This window comes from Streptomyces sp. NPDC053427, assembly GCF_044544985.1.
Classification (GTDB): domain Bacteria; phylum Actinomycetota; class Actinomycetes; order Streptomycetales; family Streptomycetaceae; genus Streptomyces.
In genome coordinates this window covers 320646-339441 of record NZ_JBITYA010000012.1, presented here as the reverse complement: position 1 = coordinate 339441, position 18796 = coordinate 320646, and the positions used below count along the sequence as shown (strand labels likewise).

At 69.3% G+C, this 18796-nt stretch carries 15 protein-coding genes; 4 read left to right on the top strand and 11 right to left on the bottom strand.

Annotated elements, in window-relative coordinates:
• Positions 1-308: 308 nt before the first annotated feature.
• The 3 genes from ACIGWZ_RS31495 to thyX all read right to left on the bottom strand — a co-directional run bounded on the left by ACIGWZ_RS31495 (position 309) and on the right by thyX (position 3964).
• A complete protein-coding gene (locus tag ACIGWZ_RS31495) occupies positions 309-1994 on the bottom strand; it encodes a ribonuclease J (RefSeq protein WP_400070108.1) in 1686 nt (561 codons plus the stop codon).
• Positions 1995-2107: 113 nt separating this feature from the next.
• The gene (gene dapA, locus ACIGWZ_RS31490) at positions 2108-3007 is read right to left on the bottom strand and encodes a 4-hydroxy-tetrahydrodipicolinate synthase (protein WP_400070107.1); all 900 of its coding nucleotides are present in this window, start codon (positions 3005-3007) and stop codon (positions 2108-2110) included.
• A 198-nt stretch (positions 3008-3205) separates the two neighbouring features.
• Entirely contained in the window at positions 3206-3964 is a 759-nt protein-coding gene (thyX, locus tag ACIGWZ_RS31485; RefSeq protein WP_400070106.1) for an FAD-dependent thymidylate synthase, read from the bottom strand.
• Positions 3965-4216: 252 nt separating this feature from the next.
• Between thyX and ACIGWZ_RS31480 the strand changes: the two genes are divergently transcribed.
• Positions 4217-4456 carry a hypothetical protein gene (locus ACIGWZ_RS31480; RefSeq protein WP_400070105.1) on the top strand — a complete coding sequence of 80 codons (240 nt, stop codon included), beginning with the start codon at positions 4217-4219 and terminating at the stop codon, positions 4454-4456.
• A gap of 102 nt (positions 4457-4558) precedes the next feature.
• Complete coding sequence (locus tag ACIGWZ_RS31475) at positions 4559-5116, top strand: hypothetical protein (protein ID WP_400070104.1); 558 nt, start codon at positions 4559-4561, stop codon at positions 5114-5116.
• 478 nt (positions 5117-5594) lie between these two features.
• On the opposite strand, the gene ACIGWZ_RS31470 is transcribed toward ACIGWZ_RS31475, so the two are convergent.
• The 6 genes from ACIGWZ_RS31470 to eccD form a co-directional block, all read right to left on the bottom strand.
• Positions 5595-6047 (bottom strand): hypothetical protein, encoded by a 453-nt coding sequence (locus ACIGWZ_RS31470; RefSeq protein ID WP_400070103.1) that lies wholly within the window; start codon positions 6045-6047, stop codon positions 5595-5597.
• 14 nt (positions 6048-6061) lie between these two features.
• Positions 6062-6814, bottom strand: a complete 753-nt coding sequence (gene dapB, locus ACIGWZ_RS31465; RefSeq protein ID WP_400070102.1) for a 4-hydroxy-tetrahydrodipicolinate reductase — start codon at positions 6812-6814, stop codon at positions 6062-6064.
• 31 nt (positions 6815-6845) lie between these two features.
• A complete protein-coding gene (locus ACIGWZ_RS31460; RefSeq protein WP_400070101.1) occupies positions 6846-8225 on the bottom strand; it encodes a M16 family metallopeptidase in 1380 nt (459 codons plus the stop codon).
• Positions 8222-10435 (bottom strand): polyribonucleotide nucleotidyltransferase, encoded by a 2214-nt coding sequence (locus ACIGWZ_RS31455; protein ID WP_400070100.1) that lies wholly within the window; start codon positions 10433-10435, stop codon positions 8222-8224. The genes ACIGWZ_RS31460 and ACIGWZ_RS31455 overlap by 4 nt, the downstream gene beginning before the upstream one ends.
• Positions 10436-10703: 268 nt before the next feature.
• The gene (gene rpsO / locus ACIGWZ_RS31450) at positions 10704-10991 is read right to left on the bottom strand and encodes a 30S ribosomal protein S15 (protein WP_006602744.1); all 288 of its coding nucleotides are present in this window, start codon (positions 10989-10991) and stop codon (positions 10704-10706) included.
• A gap of 155 nt (positions 10992-11146) precedes the next feature.
• Complete coding sequence (eccD, locus tag ACIGWZ_RS31445; RefSeq protein ID WP_400070099.1) at positions 11147-12610, bottom strand: type VII secretion integral membrane protein EccD; 1464 nt, start codon at positions 12608-12610, stop codon at positions 11147-11149.
• A 254-nt stretch (positions 12611-12864) separates the two neighbouring features.
• Between eccD and eccCa the strand changes: the two genes are divergently transcribed.
• The gene (eccCa, locus tag ACIGWZ_RS31440) at positions 12865-16821 is read left to right on the top strand and encodes a type VII secretion protein EccCa (protein ID WP_400070098.1); all 3957 of its coding nucleotides are present in this window, start codon (positions 12865-12867) and stop codon (positions 16819-16821) included.
• Positions 16822-16918: 97 nt separating this feature from the next.
• Here the strand turns inward: eccCa and ACIGWZ_RS31435 are convergent, their stop codons facing one another.
• Together ACIGWZ_RS31435 and ACIGWZ_RS31430 are read right to left on the bottom strand one after the other, a co-directional pair.
• Positions 16919-17566: a WXG100 family type VII secretion target gene (locus tag ACIGWZ_RS31435; protein WP_400070097.1), complete on the bottom strand. Its 648-nt coding sequence runs from the start codon at positions 17564-17566 to the stop codon at positions 16919-16921.
• Entirely contained in the window at positions 17563-17874 is a 312-nt protein-coding gene (locus ACIGWZ_RS31430) for a hypothetical protein (protein ID WP_400070096.1), read from the bottom strand. The genes ACIGWZ_RS31435 and ACIGWZ_RS31430 overlap by 4 nt, the downstream gene beginning before the upstream one ends.
• 237 nt (positions 17875-18111) lie before the next feature.
• Here ACIGWZ_RS31430 and ACIGWZ_RS31425 point away from each other — a divergent pair, with 237 nt between their 5' ends.
• Positions 18112-18519, top strand: coding sequence for a hypothetical protein (locus ACIGWZ_RS31425; RefSeq protein WP_400070095.1), 408 nt, complete (start codon positions 18112-18114; stop codon positions 18517-18519).
• Positions 18520-18796: the final 277 nt, after the last annotated feature.

Below are 18796 nucleotides of genomic sequence, written 5' to 3'. Positions count from 1 at the left end.
CTGTTGGAGCGGGGTTCGGCCGCTTCGCTTTCGCTTTTCGACCTTTCCGACTTTAGCAGATCCGAGCCTCGCCGTTTCCGGTCGAATTTCGATTCTGATTTCCCGTCGGAGGGGGTTGCCTTTCGGCTGATCCGACTTTAACAGATTGTTTTGAGTCGGAATTCCGCGACCGTTGAGGAGGCATGCCGCGCTCGTAAGCTTGCGGGGCTTCCCGTTCGGGCGGAGCCGTAAACCTACTGGAGCGGGGCGCCCGGATGCAAATCCGGGCGCCCCGCTCCTACTTGAGGACCTTCGTACGACTCTGTCCGTCAGACCTCGACGATCACGGGGAGGATCATCGGGCGTCGGCGGTAGTTGTCCGACACCCACTTGCCGACCGCGCGGCGGACCAGCTGCTGGAGCTGGTGGGGCTCGGTGATGCCGTCCTGGGCCGACTTGGCCAGGGCCTCGTCGATCTTGGGGATGACTGCCGAGAAGGCCGCGTCGTCGATGCCCGAGCCACGGGCGTGGATGTTCGGGCCGCCGACGGTCTTGCCGGTGGTGCTGTCGACGACCACGAAGACCGAGATGATGCCTTCGTCGCCGAGGATGCGGCGGTCCTTGAGATGGGTCTCGGTGACATCGCCGACCGAGAGGCCGTCGACGTACACGTAGCCCGCCTGGACCTTGCCGACGATCTTTGCGACGCCGTTGACGAGGTCGACCACGACGCCGTCCTCGGCAATGACGATGCGGTCCTTCGGTACGCCGGTCAGGGCGCCCAGTTCGGCGTTGGCACGCAGGTGGCGCCATTCGCCGTGCACCGGCATCAGGTTCTTCGGCTTGCAGATGTTGTAGAAGTACAGGAGCTCGCCGGCCGAGGCGTGGCCGGAGACATGCACCTTGGCGTTGCCCTTGTGGACGACGTTCGCTCCCCAGCGGGTCAAACCGTTGATCACGCGGTAGACCGCGTTCTCGTTGCCGGGGATGAGGGAGGACGCCAGGATCACCGTGTCGCCCTGCACGATGCGGATCTGGTGGTCGCGGTTGGCCATCCGGGAGAGCGCCGCCATGGGCTCGCCCTGGGAACCGGTGCAGACGAGGACGACCTCGTCGTCCGGGAGGTCGTCGAGGGTCTTGACATCGACGACCAGGCCGGCCGGGACGTTCAGATAGCCCAGATCGCGGGCGATACCCATGTTGCGGACCATCGAGCGGCCGACGAAGGCGACCCGGCGGCCGTATTCATGGGCCGCGTCGAGGATCTGCTGGATGCGGTGCACGTGGCTGGCGAAGCTCGCCACGATGATGCGCTTCTGGGCGTTGGCGAACACCTGGCGCAGCACGTTCGAGATGTCGCGCTCGGGCGGGACGAAGCCCGGGACCTCGGCGTTCGTGGAGTCGGAGAGGAGGAGGTCGATGCCTTCCTCGCCGAGCTTGGCGAACGCGGGGAGGTCGGTGAGGCGGCGGTCCAGCGGGAGCTGGTCCATCTTGAAGTCGCCGGTGTGCACGACCATGCCCGCGGGGGTGCGGATGGCGACCGCGAGGGCGTCCGGGATGGAGTGGTTGACGGCCACGAACTGGCAGTCGAACGGGCCCAGGCGCTCGCGGTCGCCCTCGGCGACCTCCAGCGTGTACGGGCGGATGCGGTGCTCCTGGAGCTTGGCCTCGATGAGGGCGAGGGTCAGCTTGGAGCCGATGAGGGGGATGTCCGGCTTCTCGCGAAGGAGGTAGGGGACACCGCCGATGTGGTCCTCGTGGCCGTGCGTGAGCACGATGCCGTCGATGTCGTCGAGGCGGTCCCTGATGGACGTGAAGTCCGGCAGGATCAGGTCGATTCCGGGCTGCTCCTCCTCGGGGAAGAGCACTCCGCAGTCGACGATCAGCAACCGGCCGCCGTATTCGAAGACCGTCATGTTGCGGCCGATTTCACCCAGGCCGCCGAGGGGGGTGACACGCAGGCCACCCTTGGGGAGCTTCGGCGGGGCGCCGAGCTCAGGATGCGGATGACTCAAAAGACTCTCCTCACCACACGCGCCACGCTGCCGTCGAGGCACGTGGCGCGCATGACATTCGTGCACTTGCTATGTGGCGGTTGTTGGTCGGTATTCAGTTGTGAAGTCTGTGATCAGAGCTGTACCCCGCCGGCGGCGAGATCGCGCGTGAGCTGTTCGGTCTCCTCCGGGGAGAGCTCCACCAGGGGCAGGCGCAGCGGACCGGCGGGCAGTCCCTGAAGGCCGAGCGCGGCCTTGGTGGTGATGACGCCCTGGGTGCGGAACATGCCGGTGAAGACGGGCAGCAGCTTCTGGTGGATCTCGGTGGCCTTGGTGACGTCGCCGTTGAGGTGGGCGTCCAGGAGGGCGCGGAGCTCGGGGGTGACGACGTGGCCGACGACGGAGACGAAGCCGATGGCCCCGACCGAGAGCAGCGGGAGGTTGAGCATGTCGTCGCCGCTGTACCAGGCGAGGTCGGAGCGGGCGATGGCCCAGCTGGCGCGGCCGAGGTCGCCCTTGGCGTCCTTGTTGGCGACGATCCGCGGGTGCTCGGAGAGCCGGACCAGGGTCTCGGTGTTGATCGGGACACCGCTGCGGCCGGGGATGTCGTACAGCATGACGGGGAGCTCTGTGGCGTCCGCGATGGCCGTGAAGTGGCGCAGCAGGCCCTCCTGCGGGGGCTTGCTGTAGTACGGCGTCACCGCGAGCAGGCCGTGCGCGCCGGCGTCCTGGGCGGCGCGGGCGAGCTCGAGGCTGTGGCGGGTGTCGTTGGTGCCGGCTCCGGCAACGACAAAGGCGCGGTCTCCGACCGCATCGACCACGGCGCGTACGAGCTGTGCTTTCTCGGCGTCGCTGGTGGTCGGGGACTCTCCGGTGGTGCCGTTGACGACGAGGCCGTCGTTACCGGCGTCCACCAGATGGGCGGCGAGCCGCTGGGCGCCGTCGAGGTCGAGTGCGCCATCCGCCGTGAACGGCGTGACCATGGCGGTCAGCACCCGCCCGAAGGGGGTCTGCGGTGTGGAAGTCGGAGCCATGGGTCCCACGCTACTCGTAACGCACCTCGGGATGCGCCTCTGGGGAGCAGGGATGTGGACTCCGGCACTGCCTGCTCGGGGGTTCAAGCAGTGCCGGGTCCGTTTGTTCAGAGTAGATGAACTTCTCAAAATGCCGCAATCCGGACACTTCTCGCACCGGTGCCGCACGGTGCGCTGCCCGGCCCGCCGCCTGGTGCTTTACGGGGCGATGCGGCCGTTCGCATTGAATGCGCCGTACGTGAGCGGCATGAGCTTGGCCCACTGGGCCTCCATCTGCTCGCCGACCATCTCGATCTCGCGCTGCGGGAAGGAGGGGACCTGCGCCAGCTCGTGCTGCGTACGCAGGCCGAGGAAGTGCATCAGGGAGCGGGCATTGCAGGTCGCGTACATCGAGGAGAACAGGCCGACGGGGAGGACGGCGCGGGCCACCTCGCGGGCGACGCCGGCGGCGAGCATCTCCTGGTACGCGTCGTAGGCCCGGCGGTAGGTGTCCTCCATGACGCGGGTGGTCAGGTCGTGCTGCGCCGGGGTGCCGTCGACGAATTCGTACTTGCCGGGGCGGCCCTGCTGGACCAGCTTGCGGGACTCGCCGGGGACGTAGAAGACGGGCTCCAGCTGGCGGTAGCGGCCGGACTCCTCGTTGTAGGACCAGCCGACGCGGTGCCGCATGAACTCGCGGAAGACGAAGATCGGCGCACTGATGAAGAAGGTCATGGAGTTGTGCTCGAACGGGCTGCCGTGCCGGTCCCGCATGAGGTAGTTGATCAGGCCCTTGGAACGCTCGGGGTCCTTCTGGAGCTCCTCCAGCGACTGCTCGCCGGCCGTGGAGACCCGGGCCGCCCACAGGACGTCGCTGTCCGCGGCGCTGTGCTTGACCAGCTCGACCGTCACCTCGCTCCGGAAGCGGGCGGCTGCACTGTCGGCGCTCTCAGTGCTCTCGTCGGGGGTGTGGGACACCGGCGGTTCCTTCCGTTCGATCCTCGTGCGCGCCCAGCCTACGGCCCGCCACTGACAGCCCGGGAAAGGTGAAGGGAGCTCAGGAAAGGCCGCCGCGCAACTCGTTAGGTGCAAAACGGCCCCCGCCTAGCAGGGAACGAGCCAGCGGTTGATATTTTTCACAGAAGTCACTGAAAACGGGCACCAATCGGACGGCGGAGACGTCTACCTCTGTGACAGTGCCCACTTCGAGGTTCCTAGGAGAGCCCGCTCATGTTCCGCCGGCGAGAGCCCGTCCCGTTCGCCTTCGTTGCCGAGGCAGACCGGTTCCGCAGCAATGTCACTCCCCCGCCGCGCCAGCGTGCGTCCCGTACGCAGCTGCTCGGCCAGTCCCTGATCACCCTCACCGTCGTGGGCGGCCTGGCCGGAGCCCTGCTGTTCGGCATTCCGTCGCTACAGCAGGACAGCTCCGGTACGGACCGGGTGCATCACTCCGAAGCCGCCCACCGCTGAGTGGACGGATGGGGCGCGGGACCGAGTGGTTCCGCTCCCTCCGGCCCGAGTAGCCTCACCGGTCACAGTTTCCGTTTGCGTGCCCATGAGTGAGGTTCAGCCGTGCCCCTGCCCTTCCTGACGGCCGACCGCGACCTCGACGGCCAGGGCCGTGCGGCGCATCCGGCCGCACTCCCGTATGACGAGCCCGACCACTGGCGCCGTCCCTACCGCCCCGGACCGTGGCGAGTGGGGACGGCGGCGGTGTCTTTACTGCTCGCCTCGTTCGTCCTGCTGTCGGCAATGATCATCGGCCTGGCCGGATCGCTCGCTGGGGCCATGATCTGTGTGGTGGTGGCGGCGCTGGTGATCGTCCTGGCGCTGCGTCTGTTGCGCGTGGGGGTGTGGGTGAGCGCGAGGGGCCTGCGGCAGGTGAGTCTGCTGCGTACGACCACGGATCCGTGGAGCGCCATCGCCGCGGTCCGTACGGTCCAGCAGCCGGTGCGATGGCTGGGGCTGCCGCGGACGGTGCAGGGTCAGGCCGTGATCGTCCACCGGTCGCGGGCCGCACAGCCGGACATCCTGGTCACGGACCACAACGGCGATTTCCAGTCCCGCCCCGAGGCGTTCGAGCGGGCGGCGGATGTGCTGGAGGCTTGGGCGGCGGAGTACCGCCACTAGGGGGTGGGAGAACAGATCCCTTAGGGGGTGTGTGCGCCCCCTGCTGGGCCACAACGTGGCGGGGCCGGGCGGTATTCCCGTGGTCGGCGCGGTGATCGGCGAGGCGTCCTCATCGTGGTCGCCGTCATCGTGACCGGGAAGGCGCCGTCATCGTGACCGGGAAGGCGCCGTCATCGTGACCGGGAAGGCGCCGTCATCGTGACCGGGAAGGCTCCGTCATCGTGACCGATGGGACGCCCTCACGGCAGGAAGCCGGTATCGGCGAAGCGGCCGCACCGATGGCAAAACGCCCTCACCGGCCGAGAAGCCCTCATCGGTGAGCGCCGTCACCGGCCACGCGCCAGCCGTCACCGACCGAGAGCCGTCCGGGCATGACCGCCCCCCGAAGGCCGGGACGCCCCGGAAGCCCCGTGCCCAGGAGCCCCGCGTCCCGCGCCCCGAGCCCGTGCGGATTCAGGCGCTCCGAGCCCGTGCGGATTCAGGTCCGTACGGGCTTTTTGTCGTGCAGGGCGATGGCGCACTGCATGGCCTTGCGGGCGCGTGGGGTGTCGCGGGCGTCGTGGTAGGCGACCGCGAGGCGGAACCACGTGCGCCAGTCGCCGGGGGCCTCCTCCGTCTCGGCCTGCCGTCGGGCGAAGACCTCGTCGGCCGAGTCGCGGTCGATCCGGCCGCCGGGGGTGCGCCGCAACTCGTCGACCGGCAGTCCGCCCTCGGCCTCCAGCTCGCGCGAGAGGATGCCGGCCTTGCGGGCGAACTGGGTGGTGTGCCAGAGGAACCACAGGCCGATGAACGGCAGGATCAGGACGGCGCCCCCGAAGGCGACGGTGACCGCGGTGCCCTGCTCGATGAGCAGTACCCCGCGGCTGCCGACCAGCACGAAGTAGACGACGAGAACGGCCGCGAGGACGAAATAGGTGATCTTTGCGCGCACGGTGGTATTGCCCGTCAGCCCAGGTCGAGGAAGTTTTCCAGGCCCACGGTCAGGCCCGGGGTGGTCACGACGCGGCGCACGCCGAGCAGGATGCCCGGCATGAAGCTGCTGTGGTGCAGGGAGTCATGGCGGATGGTGAGCGTCTCCCCCTCGCCACCCAGGAGGACCTCCTGGTGGGCCAGCAAGCCGCGCAGCCGTACGGAGTGGACGGGGATGCCGTCGACGTCCGCGCCGCGGGCGCCGTCCAGGGCGGTCGCCGTGGCATCCGGCTGGGGGGCGCTGCCGGCCTTCCGGCGGGCGGCGGCGATCAGCTCGGCGGTACGGGTGGCCGTACCGGACGGCGCGTCCGCCTTGTTCGGGTGATGCAGCTCGATGACCTCGACAGATTCGAAGAAGCGGGCCGCCTGCTGGGCGAACTGCATGGTGAGCACCGCGCCGATGGAGAAGTTCGGGGCGATGAGCACGCCGACCTCGGGTGAGGCGGCGAGCGAGGTGTGCAGCTGCGCGAGGCGGTCGTCGGTCCAGCCGGTCGTGCCGACCACACCGTGGATGCCGTGGCGGACGCAGAAGTCGAGGTTGCCCATGACGGCGCCGGGGTTGGTCAGCTCGACGGCCACCTGGGCTCCGGCCTCGACCAGGGTCTCCAGCTTGTCGCCCCGGCCCAGGGCCGCGACCAGCTCCATGTCCTCCGCGGCCTCCACGGCCCGTACGGCCTCGGAGCCGATGCGCCCCTTGGCACCCAGTACGGCCACGCGCAGCTTGCTCATCGTTCTCAGCTCTCTCTAGGTGGTACGGCGGTCAGGCGACGGCGTCGTCCAGACGGGCCGCCTGCCGGTCGTTCAGCGGGCCGATGACGGACAGCGAGGGGCGGGCGCCGAGGACGTCGCGGGCCACCTCGCGGACCTCGTCCGGGGTGACGGCGGCTATCCGGACGAGCATCTCGTCGACCGACATCTGCTCCCCCCAGCACAGCTCGCTCTTGCCGATGCGGTGCATCAGCGCGCCGGTGTCCTCCAGGCCCAGGACGGTGGAGCCGCGGAGCTGGCCGATCGCGCGGTGGACCTCGTCGTCGGTGAGGCCGTCGGCCGCCACCTGGTCGAGCTGGTCGCGGCAGATCTTGAGCACGTCGGGCACCTGGTTGGGGCGGCAGCCCGCGTAGACGCCGAACAGCCCGCAGTCGGCGAAGCCCGAGGTGTACGAGTACACGCTGTAGGCCAGGCCGCGCTTCTCGCGGACCTCCTGGAAGAGGCGCGAGGACATGCCGCCGCCGAGGGCGGTGTTCAGGACGCCCATGGCCCAGCGGCGGTCGTCCGTGCGGGACATCCCGGGCACGCCGAGGATGACGTGCGCCTGCTCGGTCTTGCGGTTGAGGTGCTCGACGCGTCCGGAGGTGCGGATGGCGCGGGCGCCGGCGCGCGGGCCGATCGGCGTGGCGTCCGTACGGCCGAGGGCCCCGGCCCGCTCGAAGGCGCGGCGGACGAGACGGACGACCTTGGCGTGGTCGATGTTGCCCGCGGCGGTGACGACGAGGTGGGTGGGGTCGTAGTGCTTCTTGTAGAAGCGGCGGATGCGCTCGGGGGTGAGGGCGTTGACGGTGTCGACGGTGCCCAGGACCGGGCGGCCGAGGGGGGTGTCGCCGAGCATGGTGTGCGCGAACAGGTCGTGCACGCAGTCGCCCGGGTCGTCCTCGGTCATCGCGATCTCCTCGAGGACGACGCCGCGCTCGGCGTCCACGTCCTCGGGCTCGATCAACGAGCCGGTGAGCATGTCGCACACCACGTCGATGGCGAGCGGCAGATCGGCGTCGAGCACCCGCGCGTAGTAGCAGGTGTATTCCTTCGCGGTGAAGGCGTTCATCTCGCCGCCGACCGCGTCGATGGCCGAGGAGATGTCCAGGGCGCTGCGTCGCTCGGTGCCCTTGAAGAGCAGGTGCTCGAGGTAGTGGGTGGCGCCGTTGAGGGACGGGGTCTCGTCGCGGGAGCCGACGTGGGCCCAGATGCCGAAGGTGACCGAGCGGACCGACGGCAGGGTCTCGGTGACGACGCGCAGGCCGCCCGGGAGGGTGGTCCGGCGGACCGTGCCGGCGCCCGCGGTGCCCTTGAGAAGCGTTTGGGTACGGGCGACGGCCCGCCCCTCCGAAGAGGGGCGGGCCGTCGTCGTGTGCGTACGGGACGTCACTTGGCGGCGTCGTCCTTCGTGTCGTCCTCTTCACCCTCGATGACCGGGATCAGGGAGAGCTTGCCGCGCTGGTCGATCTCGGCGATCTCGACCTGGACCTTGGCGCCCACCGCGAGCACGTCCTCGACGTTCTCCACGCGCTTGCCGCCGGCCAGCTTGCGGATCTGCGAGATGTGCAGCAGGCCGTCCTTGCCCGGGAGCAGGGAGACGAACGCACCGAAGGTGGTGGTCTTGACGACCGTGCCCAGGTAGCGCTCGCCGACCTCCGGCATGGTCGGGTTGGCGATGCCGTTGATCGTGGCGCGGGCGGCCTCGGCGGCCGGGCCGTCGGCGGCACCGATGTAGATCGTGCCGTCGTCCTCGATCGTGATGTCGGCGCCGGTGTCCTCCTGGATCTGGTTGATCATCTTGCCCTTGGGGCCGATGACCTCACCGATCTTGTCCACCGGGATCTTGACGGTGATGATCCGCGGGGCGTTCGGGGACATCTCGTCCGGGACGTCGATGGCCTCGTTCATGACGTCCAGGATGTGCAGACGCGCGTCGCGGGCCTGCTTCAGCGCGGCGGCCAGGACCGAGGCGGGGATGCCGTCGAGCTTGGTGTCGAGCTGCAGCGCGGTGACGAACTGCTTGGTGCCGGCGACCTTGAAGTCCATGTCACCGAAGGCGTCCTCCGCACCGAGGATGTCGGTGAGGGCGACGTAGTGGGTCTGGCCGTCGATCTCCTGGGAGATCAGGCCCATGGCGATACCGGCGACCGGGGCCTTGAGGGGCACACCGGCGTTCAGCAGCGACATGGTGGAGGCGCAGACCGAGCCCATGGACGTCGAGCCGTTGGAGCCCAGCGCCTCGGAGACCTGGCGGATCGCGTAGGGGAACTCCTCGCGGGTCGGCAGCACCGGCACGATGGCGCGCTCGGCCAGCGCGCCGTGGCCGATCTCGCGGCGCTTGGGCGAGCCCACGCGGCCGGTCTCACCGACGGAGTACGGCGGGAAGTTGTAGTTGTGCATGTAGCGCTTGCGGGTCACCGGGGAGAGGGTGTCCAGCTGCTGCTCCATGCGGAGCATGTTGAGGGTGGTGACGCCCAGGATCTGGGTCTCGCCACGCTCGAACAGGGCGGAGCCGTGCACCCGCGGGATCGCCTCGACCTCGGCGGCGAGCGTACGGATGTCCGTGATGCCGCGGCCGTCGATGCGGACCTTGTCCTTGATGACGCGCTCGCGCACGAGGGACTTGGTCAGCGAACGGTAGGCGGCGGAGATCTCGCGCTCGCGGCCCTCGAACTGCGGGAGCAGCTTCTCGGCGGCCACGGCCTTGACGCGGTCCAGCTCGGCCTCGCGGTCCTGCTTGCCGGCGATGGTGAGCGCCTGGGCGAGCTCGTCCTTGACGGCGGCGGTCAGCGCCTCCAGGACGTCGTCCTGGTAGTCGAGGAAGACCGGGAAGTCGCCGGTCGGCTTGGCGGCCTTGGCGGCGAGGTCCGACTGGGCCTTGCACAGCACCTTGATGAAGGGCTTCGCGGCCTCGAGACCGGCGGCGACGACCTCCTCGGTGGGGGCCTCGGCGCCGTCCTTGACCAGCTGGATGGTCTTCTCGGTGGCCTCGGCCTCGACCATCATGATCGCGACGTCGCCGTCCGGGAGGACCCGGCCGGCCACGACCATGTCGAAGACGGCGTCCTCGAGCTCGGTGTGGGTCGGGAAGGCGACCCACTGGCCCTTGATCAGGGCGACACGGGTGCCGCCGATGGGGCCGGAGAAGGGCAGGCCGGCCAGCTGCGTGGAGCAGGAGGCGGCGTTGATGGCGACCACGTCGTAGAGGTGGTCGGGGTTGAGCGCCATGATCGTCTCGACGATCTGGATCTCGTTGCGCAGGCCCTTCTTGAAGGAGGGGCGCAGCGGCCGGTCGATGAGACGGCAGGTGAGGATCGCGTCCTCGGAGGGGCGGCCCTCACGGCGGAAGAAGGAGCCGGGGATCTTCCCGGCTGCGTACATCCGCTCCTCGACGTCGACGGTCAGCGGGAAGAAGTCCAGCTGGTCCTTCGGCGTCTTGGAGGCGGAGGTGGCCGACAGCACCATGGTGTCGTCGTCCAGGTACGCCACGGCGGAGCCGGCGGCCTGCTTGGCCAGGCGGCCCGTCTCGAAGCGGATGGTGCGGGTGCCGAAGGTGCCGTTGTCGATGACGGCCTCGGCGTAGTGGGTCTCGTTCTCCACCAGGAATATCTCCTCGTCTGCGTCCGCTGCCCGTGTGGCAGCGGACCTTCTGCGGCGGAGCGCCGTACGGGCCGGTCTTCGATCGAAGCACCCGGAGATCTCCGGGGGCCACTACCGAGGACCGGCGGCCAGGAGGCGCTCCCCTGCGTTCGCTATTGCGATATGGCACCAGACTACAAAGCTTCGGCCCACCGTGCGGTGGCGAAGGTGTCCGGCGCGTACGGCAAAGGGAGCGGCCCCCGGTGGGAACCGCTCCCTTTACGGCGTCTTACTTGGCGCCCGCCGCACCACGGCGGATGCCGAGGCGCTCGACCAGCGCACGGAAGCGCGTGATGTCCTTCTTGGCCAGGTACTGCAGCAGGCGGCGACGCTGGCCGACCAGCAGCAGCAGACCACGGCGGGAGTGGTGGTCGTGCTTGTGGGTCTTGAGGTGCTCGGTCAGGTCCGAGATACGGCGCGAGAGCATCGCGACCTGGACCTCGGGGGAACCGGTGTCACCCTCCTTGGTGGCGAACTCGGCCATGATCTGCTTCTTCGTTGCGGCGTCGAGCGACACGCGGACTCCTTAAGGATCTGGTCCTTGAGCGCCCCTGGTTTGCTTCACAGGGAATCTTGGATGACTCGATCGGACCGTCACACAGCGTACCAGTAAGAAACGGCCCCCCGACCGGGTGGTCGGGGGGTCGCGAAAGAAGCGGGGTGTGACCGTCGCTAACTTCCGGTGAGGCCGCGCACCGTGGCGTACACATCCAGGACCGCGAGGCACAGCGGGACCAGGGACAGCAGGACCAGGCCGTCGAAGATGTCGAAGATCCGGCCCCAGAAGGGGGTGACGCCCTTGCGCGGGACGACCAGGCCGACGCCGACGAGGATGGCGGCGCCCGCCGCGATGCTGGCGGAGAACCAGACGGTGCGGATGTTGAGCGGTCCGGAGTCCTCGAACTTGAGCAGGTCGACGAAGATCTCCTGCGGCGGATGCAGGGCGATGCCCAGGATCAGCAGGACGATGGTGAAGATGCCGGCGATGGTGAGGCAGGCGACCTGCGCGGTGTAGTCGAAGAGCCGGGCGCGCAGCATGATCGTGATGCCGGCGGCCAGCGCGAGCAGCTGGGCCCACATGTTGTCGGAGAAGCCGAGGACGATGCCGGCGGAGCCGACGACGAGGGCGGCGCAGCCGGCGACGAGGCCGAGCAGCAGCTCGTGGCCGCGCTTGGCCTGGTTGCCGATCTTGATGAAGTCGACCGACTCGGTCTCGCCGCGCTCGCCGTCGTAGCCCTTGGCGATCTGGTCGGGCGACTTGTAGCCGATGGGCAGCCGGGCGAAGCGGGCGGAGAGTCCGGGGAGCCAGGCGACCATCGCGATGGAGACGACGGCGGTGACGGCGGCGACCTCGCTGGGCCGGGCGTCGGTGAGGATCGCGCCGAAGACGGCCAGGGTGCCGATGGCGGACAGGAACGCGGCGGCCACGAAGGGTGCGTCGCCGCGCGGCAGCAGGACCACCAGCAGGATGGAGGCGATCAGTACGGTCACGCAGCCGACGAGGAGCTGGAGCCGGCCGGGCCCGCCGCCGGGCTCGACGGGGAAGATGCCGGAGCCGGCGATCAGCAGATGCGGCAGGGCGGCGAGACCCAGGGCGATGGAGGAGCCGTGGTCGTCGTAGACCCGGGCGCGGACGCCGGCCAGGGCGACCAGGACGATGCCGGTGACGCCGGCGATGATGCCGGGCAGGCGGTGCATGTCGCGGTTGATGGGGTTCGAGAACCACAGCGCGAAGGCCATCATGGTGAGCAGCAGGACGCCGGCGGTGAGACCGACGAAGTTCATCAGGTCGTCGGTCCAGCGGCTGCGGTTCTGCTTGACCGCGGAGGCGACGGCGTCGGAGACGTCGTCGAAGACCGGGAGCGGCAGCGACTCGGCGAACGGCTTGAGGAGCAGGAGGTCGCCGTCGAGGATCTGCTGCTGGGCGAGCGACTGCCCGGCGTCAAGTACCGTGCCGTCGCGGCGAACGAGGTGGTAGCCGGTCGGAGCGCCCTCCGCCTGGGACTGCCCGGAGAGCCGCAGGATCTCCGGGTAGATGTCGACGAGTGCGACGTCTTCCGGTAGAGCCACATCGATCCGTGCATCCGGCGCGGCGACTGTGACCCGGCAGAAGCCGGTGCCAGTGCTCGTGCTCACCTGGCGGTTCCCCCTATCCGTTGGGCGTTTTGTCGCGTCACGCGCCCTATATATAAAGCCGTCACTACGGGGCTGTGGCACGCTCGCGGTGCGTCAGCGTACCGTCCGATCAGGGGGCTGCCCCACCCACCCCGTCACTTGACCCGTAACAGTAGGATCAACGCCTGCGTCGGGCCAAGGACTTGTGCCCGGGGGACCGTCGAACCAACGGGGGCGGTCCGAGACTGCGAGATGCATGAAGGACTGATGCCTCGGTGAGCGTTGTCATCGTCAAGCGCCCGCCCCGCGCGCTGCCACCTGAAGTACCCGCGGAGGAGGTGACACTGGAGGCCCCTCCGGAGCTTCCCCGCGAGGGCGAGTCGGAGAACATGCTGATGACCCTCATGCCCATGATGGGCATGGCGTCGTCGGCGGGCTTCCTGTTCATGGGCAACCAGCCGTTCATGAAGATCATGGGCGGCTTCATGGTGGCCTCCACCCTGGCGATGGCGATCGTGCAGATCGTCAAGGCCCGCCAGGGGCCTTCCGGACAGATGCTTCAGGAACGGCAGGACTACCTCAAGTACCTTGCGCAGAAGCGCAAAGAGGTGCGCCGTACCGCCCGCAAGCAGCGGGACGCCCAGCTCTACATCCACCCCGATCCGGGCCAGCTGTGGTCGGTCGTGGCCGAGGGCAAGCGGGTGTGGGAACGCCGGGCGACCGATCCGGACTTCGGGCAAGTACGTCTGGGGCTGGGGCCGCAGCAGCTGGCCACTCCCCTGAAGGCTCCGGAGACCGCGCCGATCGATGAGCTGGAACCGCTCACCGCGCATGCGATGAAGGAGTTCCTGGACAAGCACGGACAGCTGGACAGCCTGCCGCTGGCGGTCTCGCTGCGCGCCTTCTACCACCTGACCGTCTCGGGTGACCCGGACACCGTCTACGGCGCCTCGCGCGCCATCGTCGCCCAGCTGTGCACCCTGCACTCGCCGGAGGACCTGGTCGTGGCGGTCGTCGCCGCGCCCGGTGCGCAGGCGGAGTGGGAGTGGACGAAGTGGCTGCCGCAGGTCCAGCACCGGACCACGGACGGCGCCGGCACCCGCCGGCTGGTCGTCGGCGACCTCGGCGAGATCGAGGAGTTGCTGGTTGACGAGCTGGAGGGCCGCGGGCGGTTCAACCCGCAGGGCACTCCGGTGACCGACACCCCGCACGTGGTGATCGTGCTGGACGCCGGCGAGGTCCCGATGGACTCGGTGATCGCCGGGGCCGAGGGTCTCCAGGGCGTCACCATCCTCGAGGTCGTGCCGGGTGACCTGGACGAGATCCGCGGTGGTCTGGCCGTACAGGTGTGGCCGGGCAAGCTGGTGCTGGAGTCGGCGAGCGGTGCGGTCTACCACGGCATCTGCGACACCCTGTCGATCCCGGAGGCGGAGGCGCTGGCGCGCCAGCTCGCCCCGCTGCGGGCCGGTTCCGGCGCGGACGGCGAGGAACCGCTGCTGTCCAACCTGGACTTCACCGACCTGATGAACATGGGCGACGCCGGTTCGTTCGACGTCGCGCGTACCTGGCGGCCGCGCACGCTGCACGAGCGGCTGCGGGTGCCGATCGGTGTCGACAAGGACGGCCAGCCCGTCATGCTCGACATCAAGGAGGCCTCGCAGGAGGGCATGGGCCCGCACGGCCTGTGTGTCGGTGCCACCGGTTCCGGTAAGTCCGAGGTGCTGCGCACCCTGGTGCTCGCGCTCGCGGTCACGCACTCGTCGGAGACGCTGAACTTCATCCTCGCGGACTTCAAGGGTGGCGCCACCTTCACTGGTATGTCGGAGATGCCGCACGTCGCGGCCGTCATCACCAACCTCGGTGAGGACGTCACGCTGATCGACCGCATGCGCGACTCGATCACCGGTGAGCTCCAGCGCCGTCAGGAGCTGCTGCGCTCGGCGGGCAACTACGCCAACATCACCGACTACGAGAAGGCGCGTGCCGCGGGTGCGCCGCTGGATCCGCTCCCGTCGCTGGTGATGGTGCTCGACGAGTTCTCCGAGCTGCTGACCGCCAAGCCGGACTTCATCGACATGTTCATCCAGATCGGCCGTATCGGCCGATCCATGGGTGTGCACATGCTGCTCGCCTCGCAGCGTCTGGAAGAGGGCAAGCTGCGCGGTCTGGACACCTTCCTGTCCTACCGGCTGGGTCTGCGCACGTTCTCCGCGGCCGAGTCGCGGACCGCGATCGGTGTGCCCGACGCCTACCACCTGCCGAACGTTCCCGGTTCCGGCATCCTGAAGTACGACACCGAGACGATGGTCCAGTTCAAGGCCGCGTATGTCTCGGGTCCGTACCGCGGTCCGGGCGGCCGGGGCGGCGGCGGTGCCGGCGGCTCGAGCTACCGGATGCCGGTGCCGTTCACGGCGGCCCCGGTCATCGAGCAGATCATCGAGGAACCCGTCTCCGTCGAGCCGGACGAGCCGGAGCAGGACGACGCGCTCGCCGACACCGTTCTGGACGTCATCGTCCAGCGGATGCAGGGTCAGGGCCCGCCGGCGCACCAGGTGTGGCTGCCGCCGCTGGAGGAGCCGCCCACGGTCAACCAGCTGCTGCCGACCCTCGCGGTCACTCCCGAGCGGGGTGTCCACGCGCCGGAGTACACCGCGCTCGGCAAGCTCGTGGTGCCGGTCGCGCTGGTGGACAAGCCGTTCGAGCAGCGGCGTGACGTGATGTACCTGGACTTCTCCGCCGGTGCCGGTCACGGCCTGGTCGTGGGTGGTCCGCAGTCCGGTAAGTCGACGCTGATCCGGTCCGCCATCGCCGCGTTCGCGCTCACCCACACCCCGGCCGAGGTGCAGTTCTACTGCCTCGACTTCGGTGGCGGCGGCATGCTGACGATGGAGGGGCTGCCGCACGTCGGCGGGGTCGCCTCGCGTCTGGATGCCGAGAAGGTGCGCCGTACGGTCTCCGAGGTCGTCGGCATCCTCAACGAGCGCGAGGAGTTCTTCCGCTCCAACAGCATCGACTCGATCTCGACGTACCGCCAGCGGCGGGCCGCGGGCGCCTTCCCCGACCAGAAGTGGGGCGACGTCTTCCTCATCATCGACGGCTGGGCGACGTTCAAGACCGACTACGAGCAGCTCGACCCGGTGATCCTGGACATCGCCGGCCGGGGTCTCGGTTTCGGTGTCCACCTGATCATCGCCGGCTCGCGTTACACCGAGGTGCGTCCCGCCCTGCGTGACCAGCTCCTCAACCGCGTCGAGCTGCGTCTGGGTGACGCCATGGAGTCGGAGTTCGACCGCAAGCGCGCGGAGAACGTCCCGATGGGCAAGCCCGGCCGTGGTCTGTCGCCCGACAAGCTGGACTTCCTGGCGGCGCTGCCGCGGCTGGACGGCATGTCCGACCCGGAGACGATCAGCGACGGCATCGCGAACCTGGTCTCGACGATCAGCGAGAACTGGCAGGGCGAGCCCGCCCCGGCGGTGCGGATGCTGCCGACGATGCTGCACGTCAACGAGCTGCCCAAGGGCAGCGACTACCCGGAGCACGGCATCGCCATAGGTGTCGACGAGATGACGCTGTCGCCGGCGTTCATCGACTTCGAGACCGACCCGCTGCTGGTCATCTACGGCGAGAGCGAGTCGGGCAAGTCGGCGCTGCTGCGTCTGATCGCCAAGCAGATCGCGGAGCGGTACCCCTCGGACAAGGCGCTCATGGTGGTCTCCGACTACCGGCGCGCGCATCTCGGGGAGATCCCGGAGAGCCATCTCTACAAGTACTGCGCCGCGGGCCCGCAGCTGCAGGAGGTCATCAGCGGTCTGGCCGGTTCGCTGAGCCGGCGGATGCCGGGTCCGGACGTCACGCCGGAGCAGCTGCGCAACCGCAGCTGGTACGACCTGCCGGACGCGTTCGTGATCGTGGACGACTACGACCTGGTGGCGACCAGCAGCGGCAACCCGCTGCAGCCGCTGCTGGAGCACCTGCCGTTCGCCCGCGACCTGGGCCTGCGCCTGATCATCGCGCGCAACTCCTCGGGTGCCGGCCGGTCCTCGTTCGAGCCCGTGATGCAGCGCACCAAGGAGCTCGGTGCGCAGGGTCTGATCCTGTCCGCCGACCCGGCCGAGGGTCCGCTGATGGGCAACATCAAGGGCCAGAACCTGACGCCTGGACGGGCGACGTTCATCACGCGTAAGCGCGGTGCGCAGCTGGTCCAGACGGGCTGGCTGCCGCCCAGCAGCTGACAGGCAACGGCGGTACGACAACGGCGGTGGGGCGTCCCTCTCAGGAGGGGCGCCCCACCGCCGTTTGCCGGAGACCGTGCCGGGGTCCCGTGCCCCGTCAGCCGAAGGCGCCACCGCCCGACGCCGGCTTCGCGTCCTTGGCCTTGGCCTTGCCCTTGGCCTCCTCGGCTTCCTTGGCCGCCTGTTCGACCGCCGCGGCCGGGGCGGTCCGTACGCCCTTGGCGATGTTCTCGCCACCGCGTACCGGGCCGTCGCCCTTCGGCCCGAAGGGGTTGGCCCCCTGCACGGCCGTGGAGGTCTCCCACCGGTGCGTCGCGGTCGGCCCCTGCTGGCCGCCGCCCCCGCCGCGTTTTCTGAAGGCGCCGCCGAGGCCGTTGGCGAGCTGGCCGAGCGCCATGAAGCCGTAGGCGAAGTTGGTGCCGGACTGCTGCCCGCCGGAGGTGTTCGCCGACGCCTGGCTCCGGTCCCCGCCGTCGTCCTCCTTGTCCTTCTCGGAGGGCGGCGCGGCGGCCAGCTCCAGGTCCGCGGCGGCCAGTTCGAAGGCCGGCAGCGAGTCGTCGACGGAGGTCTTGAGCCGGTGCCACTCCCCGGCGAACGCCTCGCCCGCCGGCCCCTGCCAGTGGGCGGCGGCGGCACTGCCGACGTGCCGGTCCAGATCGCGTACGAGTCCGTCGAGGTGTTTGCCCATGTCCCGCCAGCCGGCCGCCGCTTCGTGCAGGGCCTCGGGGTTGCGCCGCTCGCTCACTTGACGCTCCGCATCATCTCGACCAGTTCTTCCTCGGCCGCCTGCGCGTTCGCCGCGGTCTCCTTGATACCCCCGCCCACCTGGGCGAGCCGCTCCTGCAGCAGGACGAGGGCGTGCTCGGCCTGTTCGTACCGCTCCAGATGCGGGCGGGCCTCCTCGCTGCTGTGGCCGAAGCCGTCGCGCAGCGCCTCGGCGTCCGCCCGCCGTCTGAATGCCGCCAGCTGCCGGCCCAGTTCTTCCGCGCGTATCTCGAAGGTCGCACCGAGCTTGTGCAACTCCTCCGAACTGAGCCGGACTTCGTCGGACATCATTTTCTCCCCGAATTGAATAGCGGCTGGCCGCTGTACTTCTTGTCAGGTCTAGCACACCCGCAATCGGCCCGGACCCCGCTACGGAGCGGGCACCCGGCGCGCTGCGGAATACATACGGAGCAATACGCGGCAATACCGACAACCCCGCCTTGACGCGTTGTTCACGCCGGTCATTAGACTCGGGAGGCCGGTGCAGCAGACGGTTGCTGTGCCACCACATCAAGGGGGACGCAGATGAGCAACGACCGGGAGATCCGCGACGAGGACCTGATGGACGTCGCCGCGGATCCGGAGCAGGCGTACCGGCTGCGCAAGGCCCTCAAGACGCTGTCGGACAACCCCAACGTGGGCGGCAAGCTCAAGGAGATGGCCCAGGAGGTGCTCTCCGGCCGGATCGGCATGAAGGAAGCCATCGAGACGCCGAGCTACATGGACGCCATCGGCGACCGCATGAACGAGATGCGGCGGGCGGCGGAGAACCAGACGATGGCGGAGCGGGAAGAGTCGCGCGAGAAGTACGCGAAGTGGCAGCAGGAGCAGGAGGCGAAGGAGGCCGAGGAGCGCGCCGAGCGCGACGGTCCCTCCGCCAACATCGTGACCGGGCCGCGGCGCGGCGGCCGGGCCGGCGGCCACCGGGGGTGACCCCGCGGCCCCTGCGGTCGCCGGGGCGGCTTCCGTCGGCGTACCGCTGTTCCGTGGACGCACTGCGGCTCGCATGGCCGCGGTGCGGTTCCCGTACCGCATCCGGACGGGCCACGGATCTCCGAACGGGCCGAAGCGCGCAGCGAAGTACGCGGCGAAGTGCGGGGCGAAGCGCCTAACGGACCGCGGAACGGACCGCATAACGGACCGCGGAACGGGCCACGGACAAAAGGAAGTGGATCACCGGCCGGGCCGTCGCCGGAATCCGCTCTCTTTC